The 12519-nt window shown below is 40.4% G+C and carries 14 protein-coding genes and 1 pseudogene; 3 read left to right on the top strand and 12 right to left on the bottom strand.

Going from position 1 to position 12519, the window contains the following annotated elements; translation table 11 throughout:
- Nucleotides 1-7 precede the first annotated feature (7 nt).
- The gene (gene speA / locus AC1F2U_RS06745) at nt 8-2026 is read right to left on the bottom strand and encodes a biosynthetic arginine decarboxylase (protein ID WP_480260401.1); all 2019 of its coding nucleotides are present in this window, start codon (nt 2024-2026) and stop codon (nt 8-10) included.
- Nucleotides 2027-2335: 309 nt separating this feature from the next.
- Here speA and ndk point away from each other — a divergent pair, with 309 nt between their 5' ends.
- Complete coding sequence (gene ndk / locus AC1F2U_RS06750; RefSeq protein WP_104910011.1) at nt 2336-2785, top strand: nucleoside-diphosphate kinase; 450 nt, start codon at nt 2336-2338, stop codon at nt 2783-2785.
- Nucleotides 2786-2856: 71 nt separating this feature from the next.
- Here ndk and AC1F2U_RS06755 read toward each other — a convergent pair whose 3' ends face one another.
- Nucleotides 2857-3579 carry a TerC family protein gene (locus AC1F2U_RS06755; RefSeq protein ID WP_480260402.1) on the bottom strand — a complete coding sequence of 241 codons (723 nt, stop codon included), beginning with the start codon at nt 3577-3579 and terminating at the stop codon, nt 2857-2859.
- Between the two features lie 90 nt (nt 3580-3669).
- Complete coding sequence (locus tag AC1F2U_RS06760) at nt 3670-3831, bottom strand: hypothetical protein (RefSeq protein WP_480260403.1); 162 nt, start codon at nt 3829-3831, stop codon at nt 3670-3672.
- A gap of 20 nt (nt 3832-3851) precedes the next feature.
- Between AC1F2U_RS06760 and AC1F2U_RS06765 the strand changes: the two genes are divergently transcribed.
- Complete coding sequence (locus AC1F2U_RS06765) at nt 3852-4115, top strand: DUF5615 family PIN-like protein (protein WP_480260404.1); 264 nt, start codon at nt 3852-3854, stop codon at nt 4113-4115.
- A 21-nt stretch (nt 4116-4136) separates the two neighbouring features.
- Here the strand turns inward: AC1F2U_RS06765 and AC1F2U_RS06770 are convergent, their stop codons facing one another.
- The 9 genes and pseudogenes from AC1F2U_RS06770 to AC1F2U_RS06810 all read right to left on the bottom strand — a co-directional run bounded on the left by AC1F2U_RS06770 (nt 4137) and on the right by AC1F2U_RS06810 (nt 11559).
- Nucleotides 4137-5522, bottom strand: coding sequence for an EH signature domain-containing protein (locus AC1F2U_RS06770; protein WP_480260405.1), 1386 nt, complete (start codon nt 5520-5522; stop codon nt 4137-4139).
- A gap of 13 nt (nt 5523-5535) precedes the next feature.
- Nucleotides 5536-6201, bottom strand: coding sequence for an OmpA family protein (locus tag AC1F2U_RS06775; protein ID WP_480260406.1), 666 nt, complete (start codon nt 6199-6201; stop codon nt 5536-5538).
- Nucleotides 6179-8458 carry a hypothetical protein gene (locus AC1F2U_RS06780; protein ID WP_480260407.1) on the bottom strand — a complete coding sequence of 760 codons (2280 nt, stop codon included), beginning with the start codon at nt 8456-8458 and terminating at the stop codon, nt 6179-6181. The genes AC1F2U_RS06775 and AC1F2U_RS06780 overlap by 23 nt, the downstream gene beginning before the upstream one ends.
- Nucleotides 8459-8483: 25 nt before the next feature.
- Entirely contained in the window at nt 8484-8831 is a 348-nt protein-coding gene (locus tag AC1F2U_RS06785) for a hypothetical protein (RefSeq protein WP_480260408.1), read from the bottom strand.
- Between the two features lie 346 nt (nt 8832-9177).
- Nucleotides 9178-9381 (bottom strand): hypothetical protein, encoded by a 204-nt coding sequence (locus AC1F2U_RS06790; RefSeq protein WP_480260409.1) that lies wholly within the window; start codon nt 9379-9381, stop codon nt 9178-9180.
- A 29-nt stretch (nt 9382-9410) separates the two neighbouring features.
- A complete protein-coding gene (locus AC1F2U_RS06795; RefSeq protein WP_480260410.1) occupies nt 9411-9851 on the bottom strand; it encodes a hypothetical protein in 441 nt (146 codons plus the stop codon).
- A 67-nt stretch (nt 9852-9918) separates the two neighbouring features.
- Entirely contained in the window at nt 9919-10608 is a 690-nt protein-coding gene (locus tag AC1F2U_RS06800) for a hypothetical protein (protein ID WP_480260411.1), read from the bottom strand.
- A gap of 92 nt (nt 10609-10700) precedes the next feature.
- Nucleotides 10701-11378: pseudogene (locus AC1F2U_RS06805) on the bottom strand (Uma2 family endonuclease).
- Nucleotides 11379-11427: 49 nt separating this feature from the next.
- Nucleotides 11428-11559 (bottom strand): hypothetical protein, encoded by a 132-nt coding sequence (locus tag AC1F2U_RS06810; protein WP_480260412.1) that lies wholly within the window; start codon nt 11557-11559, stop codon nt 11428-11430.
- Nucleotides 11560-11615: 56 nt separating this feature from the next.
- Here AC1F2U_RS06810 and AC1F2U_RS06815 point away from each other — a divergent pair, with 56 nt between their 5' ends.
- A complete protein-coding gene (locus tag AC1F2U_RS06815) occupies nt 11616-12311 on the top strand; it encodes a DUF305 domain-containing protein (protein ID WP_480260413.1) in 696 nt (231 codons plus the stop codon).
- The last annotated feature ends 208 nt before the right edge of the window (nt 12312-12519 follow it).

Here is a 12519-nt window from a genome sequence, read left to right on the forward strand (position 1 = left end):
CTAACTCCTAACTATTTAAGTACGTATATCTTCTAAGACTCTGCTCGTAGGTTTGCAGCAGTCGTTGAGATTCCGCTAGGGTAATGCGCTTTTCTTCTAATGCTTTCTCGCAGCGCTGGCGAATGTTTTCCACCATATCTTCGGAGTCATACTGGACGTAGCTTACTACTTCGCTCATGGTGTCACCTTTGACAACGTGTTCAATTTGGTAGCCTTTGGGCGTTAATTGAATGTGAACGGCGTTGGTGTCGCCAAATAGGTTGTGCAAATTGCCCATGATTTCTTGGTAAGCTCCATTCAAGAACATTCCCAAATAATAAGGTTCTCCGGGCTTATGGGTGTGCAGTTCTAAAACCGACTTGACATCGCGCAGGTCAATAAAGCGGTCGATTTTACCATCACTGTCGCAGGTGAGGTCTGCCAAAATTCCCCGCCGCGTTGGTTCTTCACCTAAGCGGTGGATTGGCATGATCGGGAATAGCTGATCGATCGCCCAGCAGTCTGGTGCTGATTGGAACACTGACATATTCACGTAGTAGATGGAAGCCATGATTTTCTCTAGGTCTTCCAGTTCATCGGGTACGTATTCTTGCTGTCTAGTGATGGTAAGAATTTTTTGACAGCAAGCCCAGTAGAGGCGTTCGGCTTTGGCTCGTTCTCTGAGACGTAAAATTCCTAAGTTGAAGCGACTGATGGCTTCTTCTTTGAATTGTGCAGCGTCATGGTAGAACTCTTGATAATTCTCTTTGTTGATGGATTGGTAAGTTTCCCAAAGATAATTAATAATCGGGGATTCTCCCTCTTGTGGAGGTTCTGGGTTGTCGAGAGGAACATCACTAGTACTGAGAACATCAAAAATCAGCACCGACTGATGGGAAGCGATCGCTCGTCCACTTTCACTAATCAGTGTTGGTACGGTAATCTGCCGCTCTGCACAGGTATCTTTTAACTCTGCCACGATGTCATTGGCATAGTTCTGCATGTTGTAATTTTTCGATGCATAGAAGTTGGTTTGAGAGCCATCATAATCTACGCCCAAGCCGCCACCAACATCAAGGTATTTCATATCAGCTCCCAGCATTGCCAATTCCACATAAATGCGGCTGGCTTCTTGGATAGCATCTTTAATCACATTAATGGCAGAGATTTGTGAGCCGATATGGAAGTGCATCAACTGCAAAGAATCGAGCAGGTTAGCTTCGCGTAACTTGTCAACAGCCTCGATGACTTCAGGCATTGTCAAACCAAATTTAGCGCGATCGCCACTAGAGGTTCCCCAACGTCCCATACCTTGGGTACTGAGTTTAGCACGAACACCTAATATCGGCTTAATACCTAACTGGCGATTGGCATCAATCACCAAATCAACTTCTTCAATCTGTTCTAAGACGATGATTGGTGTTTGCCCTAATCTTTGGGCTAACATTGCCGTTTCAATGTATTCTCGGTCTTTGTAGCCGTTGCAAACTAACAATGCTCCTGGTGTATCCAACACAGCTAGAGCAATCATTAGTTCTGGTTTGGAACCGGCTTCTAAACCAAATTGGTGGGGTTTGCCAAATTTCACTAAATCCTCAATCAAATGCCGTTCTTGATTGCATTTGACGGGAAATACACCACGGTAGACACCAGGGTAATTGTAGCGAGCGATCGCTTTATTAAAACAAGCGTTCAACCGCTCAATCCGGTCTTCCAAAATATCAGAAAAGCGAATCAACATGGGAAGTCCCAAGTTGCGCTGCTTCATGGCATTGACCAATTCAAACAAGTCAAGAGATCCCCCGCGATCGCCCTTGGGTGACACGGTAACGTGACCAGCAGCGCTAATGGAAAAATAAGGTTGTCCCCATCCTTCAATACGGTACAAGGCTTCGCTATCCTCAATTTTCCAGGAGCGAGGTAAATCTCCTGTGGTAGGACTCGGTGGTAAGAGTTTTTTTTGTTTATGATTTTTCACTTCAGATTTTTGTCCATTGGACGGTACTTGTACCACCTCGTCAGATGTAGCAGTTGACTCAACACCCATTTCTTCCTAACCTCTGTTTTTCACCCACGAGTTAACAATTTAGCGCATTCATTTAGGAACGTATATGCACCCAAGGATAATTTCTGAGATAAACTCTGATTGGTCAAGAGTCGTATGTCATTAGTCATTGGTCATTGTCATTCGTCACTTGTACTGAGCGACTCGTGCCGAGCATCTCGACTTCGCTCGATGGAGCCGGAGCCGAGTTAAGTCGAACTATTGGTCATTAGTGCAAAACCCTTGGACAAAGGACAAAGGACAAAGGACAATTGACTAGATAAAAACTTTATTAAGCTTTGGGAGATAGCAATGGAGCGCACATTTTTAGCAATTAAGCCTGATGGAGTCCAGCGGGGATTAGTGGGAGAAATTATCCGTCGCTTTGAAACTAAAGGTTTTACCTTAGTTGGTTTAAAGTTACTGAAAGTCAGTCGGGAATTGGCTGAACAACACTATGGTGTTCACCGAGAACGTCCCTTTTTTGGTGGTCTAGTCGAATTTATCACTTCTAGCCCAGTGGTAGCGATGGTATGGGAAGGTGATGGCGTTATTGCATCTGCCAGAAAGATTATTGGTGCGACAAACCCCTTAACAGCAGAGCCAGGAACGATTCGCGGCGATTTTGGGCTGAATATTGGTCGCAATTTAATCCACGGTTCTGATGCTCCAGAAACCGCTCAACAGGAAGTAGCCTTATGGTTTAAGGATGAAGAATTGGTCAGTTGGCAACCACATTTAACGCCTTGGTTGCACGAGTAAGGGAGAGTTAGGAGTTAAAAGTTAGGAGTTAGGAGTTCAAAATTCCTCACTCCTCACTCCTAACTCCTCACTTATTTAGAGACTTCGCTCTTTTCTGGTTCTTCTTGGGGTAATTCAGTACCAACACGCTTAGAAAATCCCCAGCCTAAAATCAGGAAGATGGCAGCAATCATGATCCATTCTGGTGGAACTAAACTATCGTTCACCACTTTCAACAACAGGCGCAAGCCTACCAAGGCTACAGTTACATAGCCTGCATCTTCTAGGTTTTCATATTCGTCTAGCCAACGGATGAACAATCCCGCCATAAATCGCAGCGTAATAATACCAATTGTTGCACCCGTTAGCACTAGCCATTTTTCTTGAGAAACTGCGATCGCAGTTGTCACGCTATCCAAAGAAAATGCCAAATCTGTAAATGCAATCACGGGTATGGCTTGCAACAATGAATTAAAACGCGGCCCGTGATGGCGATCGTCCTTGACTTCTTCCGAGGTAAAGTGTTGGAATACCAACCACAGCAGATAAGCAGCGCCCAATAATTCAAATTGCCAGAATTGTTGTACCCAAGTGGCAGTGAGAATCAGGGAGATTCGCAGCACATAGGCAACGACTAAACCAAAGTTCAAAGCTTTACGCTCAAGTTCTTTGTCTTCCAGCCCCCTAGCGATCGCAGCCAAGGCGATGGCATTGTCGGCAGATAACAGCGCCTCTAAAACCACCAGGATCAGCAGAACTATAGGGGCTTCAACGCTGAAATGAAAGTCGAGGTAATCAAAAATTCGGTCTAGCATTCCGGGTTTCTCAAGCAGAAAAAATTAAAATTTGACAAAGACAGAGATTTGCATATTAAAATGCGCAATAAATTGCCACTCTAATTCAGCTTAACGTGGTTGTGGTGCATTTTGAAGAGGGTTGAATGTATGCGATCGCCCTACAATTGGGGTAATTTGCGTATAAGTCAATACACCCAAAGTTTTAACATTTGACTCGGTGCGATCGCAATGGACTGCTGTCAGTTCGCATCTAGAATTAGAAGATGACAACAAAAATATGGTAAGAGTTTATGGATAACACTGCTACGCCAGATAATGAGATTAATACCATATCAATTCAACAAAATCGAATTTTAATTACTAAAGATGTGGATTTGGTCAACTCTTTTTTAACAGTTCAGGAACCTTATAAACTACTTTTAATAACGACAGGTAATATCAATAACTCAGAATTGGAATCCCTATTTATAGCTAACTTCCAATGTGTAGTTGAATTGTTTAAGCAGCATTCCTATATTGAAATAAATCGAGACACCATTATTGTGCATCAGTAGTCTCTAGAAAAATTTCTAACATCACACATAGGCTTTAGCTTCCCGTTCTAGATACTCAATTTCTCTTTTCCACCGCTCAAGCTTGTTTTCTCGCTCTTGTAATTGAGGTGTTGTAGGATTTCTAGAAGGCTGGGTATTTGGATTAGGCAAAATTCCCTTATTTGCAAGCCAGGTGCGGGAAAATACCTGCCAAAGAAATACATGATCGTGCTTATCGCCACCCAGACAGCGAATGCGTTTGACTGAAAGTGTGGATTCACCGAAAAGAATTTGCTGATTCCTGGAATTTTTCGGAAACAGGCGCGTCTCACTACCTCTTCCACGAAAGAATTCGACTACAAACCACTCACCAAAATCAAATATACAAACCTCTGTTGGGTCGCTACCATCATCCTCTAATAGATCAACATCACCTTGGATTTCATACCCTATGGCAATTTGTGATGTCTTGGGTAACAAGATACGAAGCCGTTCAAAGCGGTTACTGTAATTAGCCCAAAAATCCCTGCGACTACATAGCCGATTTGACTCGAAGTTTTCTAAATCCAGCTTGTTCAATATGAGATTTACTAACTTTTGGAAATCACCATAATTGATACCTCCAATCCACTCTCGAAGTCTTTGCCTTGCTGGATCTGAAAGCTTATACCAATTTTCACCATTTCTATAGTTATGTCTCAACCAATCAACCAGTAAAGAATGATTGCTTGCTATATCATTGGAAACATTAGTTAGCAAATGATTAACAGCTTTTATTTGCTGACTCTCTGACATTTCATCCAAACAACTTAACAACCATCTTACTTGCTGCTGACTTGGAGAGCGAATCGTAGTAAAATAGGGGGTTATATCTTCTATAAATTTGCTAAATAATGGAATCCAAATAGGTAAATATTCTTTGATTGTGTTTAGCAATTCAGTTCTATTAATACGCTGTTCACAAGCAATTTTTGCTAATTCTCTACCAGCTTGTTTACTACAAAGCGCCCGAATAATTTGAACTGGTAGCAGGTGACTAACTAAGTCAGAATGAGCAAAGATATCAAAAGATTCAGCTAAAGACTTTGCTAACACGTGTTCTTGATGACCACTATAATAAAGAGCTAAACGCCACAATAGCTGATGTTGCAACCATGAGTTATAAATTGCTACCTTCCAAATGGCTGCTGATGTTTTCCTGGATTGGTCAATATTTTGCTGATCCCACTGTGCTTTAGCATAGATGCAGTAAATCCAGTCCAACTTACTTAGTTGATCGGCTTTACCCTGTTCAATAGCTTCCAATATTTTATCAACACTTGGTATTGATATTGTTGCATCTGGTAAGTTACTTGCAAGCTGAATAAGTTGATTAGGACTACATTTGGGAGTTTCAGGTAGGGAAGGAATAGAAAACTGATAATTCAAAGTTGTAGCTCCTTTAGAGAGAGGTTTTTACGATATCTTTTTTTAACTCATCACTGCGAAACTGAAAGCGGAAAACTACCTTGCGATCGCCTGGATTATCACGTTTTTTGTCAGATTCAATTTCTCCCCGACCAGCAGCTAATATTTTCTGGCTTAAAGGTGCTTTGGTAGAGAAATTAATATCATAAAAAATGTAGTTGTAAACTGATGATGATCGCAACAAGCTTAGTTGTAAATTAGTTTTATCGTCTCCATCTGAGCTAGTATGACCTTCTATAACTACGCGGCTAATTTCCTGCTCAAATTCTGGTTTTGAAAAAATAACCCCACTGTAAACAGGAATAAAGCGGCGTAAAAAGGCTTTACCTTCTGGTTTAAGTTCTGTACTTCCCTTGGCAAAAAGAATTGATTCTTGGATACTGACATCCCCAGTTTCCGGGTTTACTTTGACATTGATATTGTTACTTTTCATCTGTCCCACAACATTACCAATTACTACCCGTTTTGGTACATCCTTTTGTGCAAGCTGGAGTAGTGCAGTAATAAATAGCAAAGCAAAAAACATTAGTAAACCAGACATCAGATCGCCTATAGACAGATAGATACTAGAGTCATCATCCTCTATAATCTCTGCATCAATTTCACCTCTGATAAAATCATCCATGATTGCTTCCACCATTACCAAATTGGCGGTTATCATGTGCAGCAACTAGAACTTTTGCTGTCTCTAGCAAACCTCCACAAACTCTAGCCATAGAAGTATCCGCCTGTTGGAAAAAGCTTAACTGTGAGTCAACAGTCCTTTGCATAGAAACTTCAAGATGACCCTGCCAAGCCTGAAGGCTATCGTCAAATTTTCGATTCAAATTTCTGTATGAATTGTCTACTATTTTCACTTGTTCGCCAATATCACGAGCAAGTTCTTGTAGTTGCATTAGTCGTTGTGTATCGTTTAATCCAGCCGCACTAACTAATCTGTTAATTTGTTCTACAGACACCTGAATTTTAGTCATGCTTTTATCTACTTCTTGAGTCAATTCACTACGCCTTTGAGATTCTTCTCGGAAGACTTGATCGAGATTGTTGACAATCCCAGATAATCCATCTCGTTGTTTGCCTAGCGTCCCCTCAAGTAAGTTATTTTGTTGTTCAAAGAACGTCTGTAAATTTGTTTGATATTCTTCTCTAAATCTTGTCAAATCATCTTCTACTGTATGGCGAGTTGCTGTAAGTGTTGCGTCGATATTTACTAAAGTAGCCAGAAGATTATCCTTCGCATCATTCATCAATCCAGAAGCTTGATTACCCACTGTTTGTAGAGTATTAGTTTGCTCGTGAAAGGTTTTATTTGCTTGGGTGAGAATTTGGATAATTCCAGTCCGAGTAGCTTGAAGCATCTGCTGTTCTACTGCTGCGCGTTCTTGTAGCGCTGTTTGAAGTTCCTCTCGAATTCCTTGGAAGGTAGCAGCAGCTTGCACTGCACTGGCTTCAAAAGCACTTCGCTGGGCTGTCATTCCTTCGATACTCTTATCTACAGCTCGATTAATTTCGTGAGATGTTTGTTGTATAACTCCTGTAGTTTCAGTTTGGAATTGACTCAAAGTTTGTCCCATATTGTTAGCAAATCCTTGAAGCATTTGCTGTTCTACTATTGCCCGTTCTTGTAGCGCTGTCTGAAGTTCCTCTCGAATTCCTCGGAAGGTAGCAGCAGCTTCTACTGCACTTTCTTTAAAAGCACTTCGCTGGGCTGTCATTCCCTGGATACTCTGATCTACAGCTCGATTAATTTCGTCGGCTGTTTGTTGTAAAACACCTCTTGTATCTGTTTGAAATTGATTGAGAGTGTATCCCAAATTCTTAGCAAATCCTTGAAGTTCTACTAAAGTCTCTTTTTGAAAGTTTTCAATTGTCAGGATGGAATTTGCCAAACTTTGAGAGATACCGCCCAATTCTCTATGTAGAGTCAGTACAGCTTCAGAAGCTTGTTGGGTTAACTCTGCACTTTTATCTAGCCGATCTGCAATCGGTTCGAGTACCTGAATTCGCAAATCTTTGATGAGTTCTTCTAAAACTCTCTGTCCCTGGTTTTCTTGAATTTCTCGGAGTTTTTTCTGTTCTTTGAATATTTCTCCCAAGGCTGGCTTAATCTGCTGACCTACGGCTTGACCAATAGCTTGGGCTGACAATTGATTTAAACCTGCGAATTGTTCTGCAATACTTCTACCTACAGCTTGACCAATGCCTTCTGCATTTAGCTGCTTTAACCCAGTCAAGCTTTTTGCTACAAGACTAAGTGCTTCAGCTACTTCATGGTTGCTATTGTCTGCCGTTTTTAAGGTTGCGATCACCTTCAATTTTTGACGCAGGCTATCACGCCGCTTCTGTTTTAGCGAATCACACCCAAACAAAACTAGAGTAAACAAGCTACCAGAACCAAGCCCCATCAGGGAAGTGGAAAAAGCTGTTTTCATTCCTACCAGTAGCCCTTTACTGGCAGTCATCAATTCTTTAGGATTTTCTGTAGATAAATTGATTCCTTGCAGTCCCTCTTGTATACCATAAAAGGTTCCTAAAACACCGATCGCAGTACACAAGGTTATCACAAAGCGCAGGGAACTACGAGGTATGGGATGGGCTAAGACAGATGGATACTTTACCAGTATAAAATTACCATCTTGTTGTTTGAATCTACTAAAGTCATCGGTTCCTAGATGCTCTTTTAACCAGGGGCGAACTTTGTCTAAAAGCTTTACATTTTTACCCTTTTTCAAATTAATCAAAAATTTAATCGAGGTTCCAGTTATGCCACACTCTGAGCGCCAATACTGCCATAATGTGTAAAGTTCGACAAAAATTGCAACTACTAATACAAAAGCAGTTGCCCAATGAAAAGGTTCGTTATCCCAAATAATGTCCCAAATTTTTGCTATTTCCACGCTGCACCTTTCTTGTTTATCTTGGTTATATCTTTTTGAATTTCTCTAATTCTTTATCCGTAAGAACTTCTTCAGCTATCCGTATTGGGAGATGCTCTGCATACAGGCGTTCTCCTATAGGTTTTCGGAGACGTAAACTGTAAAGTGGTTCACCTTCTGATTCTTTATCCTCAATTAAATAAACCTGTTCTGGTGCATAGCTTCGCAACAAACGCACTTGCAAACAGGTTTTTAGATCCCGTGAAGAAATAGATAGGGGTGAATCTTGTCCAAATAATTCACAAGCCACTTTCCAAGCGTGGTTAACCGCCACAATTTCGTTAACCAATTTTTCCACCGAGGGGTACAATATTTTTGCAGTTTCACTAATCAATGCTTTTGACCTACTTGCCTGGGCTTCAATAGGTCTATAATTCCCAAAATGGGAACTTTTATTTAACTTTTATTGGTAAATCTATTTTGATAAAAGTAGTTTTTGATGCCAAACCACTCTTTAGGCGTTGAAAAAATGTAGAGTGTGTTATTGCTGTTACTGTGTTAACGTAACCAAAAACCTGAATAAGTACACACACAAACAAGTCACCAGTTTTATCCCAATACCCTTGGGATAAGCCAGAAACCCCTCATGTAGAGACGCGATTTATCGCGTCTAAAAAACTGACACGTTAGGGAGACGCCATAAATCGCCGTCTCTACAAAGAATGGACTCGTCAATTATTCTATTTCGGACTTGTGTGTACACCGTAGCCTTGGTAACGAGAGGGATGTCTGATAGGACAGGGTGAGGTTTTTACTGTAGAATAAAACAGCGATCGCTCTCCTAAATGCTGTCTTATAGTAAAAATTAATAAAATCATGCGATCGCTACCATTATTTTTTAGTAGCTCAACATTACCATTGCGAATTCGATACTTTAAGGGCAATTGAATTTACCACTACGCAACTAAAAATTTCACAAAATCTCTGCCAACTTTCCCACCAGACTATCTGCTAAATCCAATAACCTGATATCATCTGTATCAAAACTATTTCCTTCACCAGCTAACAGATTTTTTACAGCAGATAACCTGTCATTGGTTTGGGAAATTCTCCAAGATTCATCTAAGTTTACTGCAAAATCAAACAGCGATCGCTCTCCTAAATGCTCTCTTACCCTAACAGCTACACTATCATTACTTACCAAAAATTCTTTAATAGTATCTAATTGAAAATTACCTAAAATCTCGTCATGTCCCCACGTTTCTAGCCAGTCTCCCTCTACATCTTCAACGTAAATATTGACAAAATCAACCCCATAAGTTAGCCAGTTCTGCTGCATTTGTCGCGCCGTTGCTAAAGCTTCAGCAAATGTATCTACTTGATTGTTGCAGTGAGTTTCTCTTTTATTAGGCATAAAAGCTGTAATTAGCACGTAAGTATATAGGCTAGACACAAATCTGAAATATGAAATTCCTGAAAAGTTACGAAAATTTTAAATATTTGCCACCAGAAAGGTAATCACTGTTATACAGGGCCACGTTGACTAACTGGTTGACAAAATTAGCATCCTTGGGATTGTAACTTAAAAACAGCCCCCTCTCGATTTCCCACGAGCGCAGTGTATTTTGCCAAGCTTGGTACTTTTGTTGATTGAGTTCTTCACTAACACTGGTAACTTGAATGCACAGTGGTTGATTGTTACGACTAACAATTAAATCTGTTGCCATAGAAAGGTCGGCAATATAACGCTGCCAAAAACTACCTTCTCGCTGAACAATATCTTGGGCTATCGATCTAATGATATCATCATCAACCTGATTAAACTCGCCTGCCATCAATTTTTGTTTCCAAATATAAAACTTGGAGTCACTTGCATTGAACCATCTGGGAAATAGATAACCATACCAATATCTCTCAATCGGCGTCATCATCTCGAACTTTGCTTTTTGTTCCTCTTCTGAAGGTAAGGATTTAATCATCAGCCAAATTGTCGAATCTGTAATCACCTCTAGCAGAAAGGCAATTACAAAGGGTTTTGCAGTCAGGGAACCTGGCTTGATGTCTTTTACCCAACGATTGATTTCATCTAATCTTCTCGCTAAATTATGATCTATCGAGGAGGCTTGCTCGATAAGGGACTTTAGCTTATCCTTAATTTCTTGTGCTTGCAATCGATGCCCTACTTTCAGAAGATTACGCTTTTTTTACACATTGATAACTAGATTTTAACTTGAAAATGTCTTTAGTTCGTTTCCTGATGTAATCAAATATTCTCTAGGTCGATGCCCTGTATACGTAAAGCCTCCCGCAGTCGAGCAATTTTTTGCTCTGCTCGTTCAGCGCCTTCTTCTGCCTGTTTGGCACGTAAACGTTATTGTTCTGTTCAGCCAATTCTTCTGATGATAGTATTAATTGATTTTCAGTAGTGAAGAATCTTAATTTACCTTCATAAACTCCCAAATAAAGTTCTAACTGCTGACTCCACAAACGGCCATCAGTGGTTACTTGGATTTATTGATACTTCCTATAAACTAAATGAAATCCTTGAAGTTCCTTTGTTACAAGGTCAAATCAGAAAAAATCTGGTGTATGGAAGGTATCCTGAATAAACTTGTTTTTTTAAACCTTTATCAATTGTTGCCGTTGAGCTTGACAAAATTTCCACAATCAGGTTTAGATATTTGCCGTCTTCTTGTCAAACTACCCAACTCTTAGGGCCTTTTTTCTGGGTTCCCAAAACTACAAAAAAGTCTGGTCCGGGGAAACTTACTGATTTTTCCTGGTTATGACTGTAATAAATCGTTAAATTGCTAGAAGCATAAAAATCTTGCCTCTCTCGCCACTACAATTTGAGTATGCGAATCAGCAAATTAATTTGTTCTCGATGCAGGTCACTTTCTAAGAATGGTTCGTCAATCAGTATATTAACAGGAGGAAAAATAACTTAGTCTTCTGAAATACCATCAGCAATCGATTCTACAGTAGCAGGTTCAGACATTAGCGATCGCTCGTAAACCCGATAAATCTCCCATGTACCGAGTATAGGGATGAGCAATCAGTGCAATGAGAAACAAGATCCCCGGCTTTGTAAAAACAAGTTGTTGGGGATCTTTAGATTTCATCTTAATTTCATTGGATTATTAGATCGTTAAAATTAGAAATATCTTACGTAAGATTTATGCAACTGCTATTTTTAAGGAATGGTTTTTTAGCGCTAACTTTTGCTGCGATCGCTTCAGCTGGTGGGTTCATTACAGGCTGTAGCAATACTGCTTCCCAGAACCAAAGCCAAGCGCCAAAGCAAACCACCACCAATGCTAACGACAAGCAGATGATGAATCATGGTGGTGCCATGATTCACAGTATGGGAATGGATTTAGGCCCAGCCGATGCTAGTTTTGATTTACGATTTATCGATGCTATGACACCGCACCATCAAGGGGCTGTGGAAATGGCGAATGTTGCGCAGCAGAAATCAAAACGTCCTGAACTCAAAAAGCTAGCAGATAATATCATCAAATCGCAAAACCAAGAAATCACTCAGATGAAGCAGTGGCGACAAGCTTGGTATCCCAAGGCGGGAGATAAACCAATGGCTTACAACAGTCAAATGGGCCACATGATGGAAATGTCATCTGACCAAATGAAAACTATGATGATGAGTCAAGATTTAGGTGCAGCTGATGCTGAGTTTGATTTGCGCTTTATCAATGCGATGATTCCTCACCATGAAGGGGCTGTAACAATGGCGCAAGATGCCTTAAGTAAGTCTAAGCGACCTGAAATCAAGAAATTAGCCCAAGAAATTGTTAAAGCCCAAGATATAGAAATTAAACAAATGCAACAGTGGCGAAAAGCCTGGTACAACAAGTAATATCATATCCGCGAAAAGACTTATCATTAAGACCGCAGGGGGAAAGAGAGTTTTAAGATTTTTGCATAGATGCCCGGAATAATAACTAATTAAGCGGACATGATATAAGGCAATTATTTAGGCACACCAAGGTAGTTTCAAGTGCAGAGTCAATTAGGTAAAGGTAGCACTTTTATCGTTCAATTACCCTTAGATATCACGCCAATTT

The organism is Nostoc sp. LEGE 12454, from assembly GCF_056620565.1.

Coding starts and splice junctions, on each gene's coding strand:
- AC1F2U_RS06795 (WP_480260410.1), bottom strand. CDS start 9,851: ATGCCTAATAAAAGAGAAACTCACTGCAACAATCAAGTAGATACATTT.
- AC1F2U_RS06755 (WP_480260402.1), bottom strand. CDS start 3,579: ATGCTAGACCGAATTTTTGATTACCTCGACTTTCATTTCAGCGTTGAA.
- ndk (WP_104910011.1), top strand. CDS start 2,336: ATGGAGCGCACATTTTTAGCAATTAAGCCTGATGGAGTCCAGCGGGGA.
- speA (WP_480260401.1), bottom strand. CDS start 2,026: ATGGGTGTTGAGTCAACTGCTACATCTGACGAGGTGGTACAAGTACCG.
- AC1F2U_RS06775 (WP_480260406.1), bottom strand. CDS start 6,201: ATGGTGGAAGCAATCATGGATGATTTTATCAGAGGTGAAATTGATGCA.
- AC1F2U_RS06765 (WP_480260404.1), top strand. CDS start 3,852: ATGGATAACACTGCTACGCCAGATAATGAGATTAATACCATATCAATT.
- AC1F2U_RS06810 (WP_480260412.1), bottom strand. CDS start 11,559: ATGAAATCTAAAGATCCCCAACAACTTGTTTTTACAAAGCCGGGGATC.
- AC1F2U_RS06815 (WP_480260413.1), top strand. CDS start 11,616: ATGCAACTGCTATTTTTAAGGAATGGTTTTTTAGCGCTAACTTTTGCT.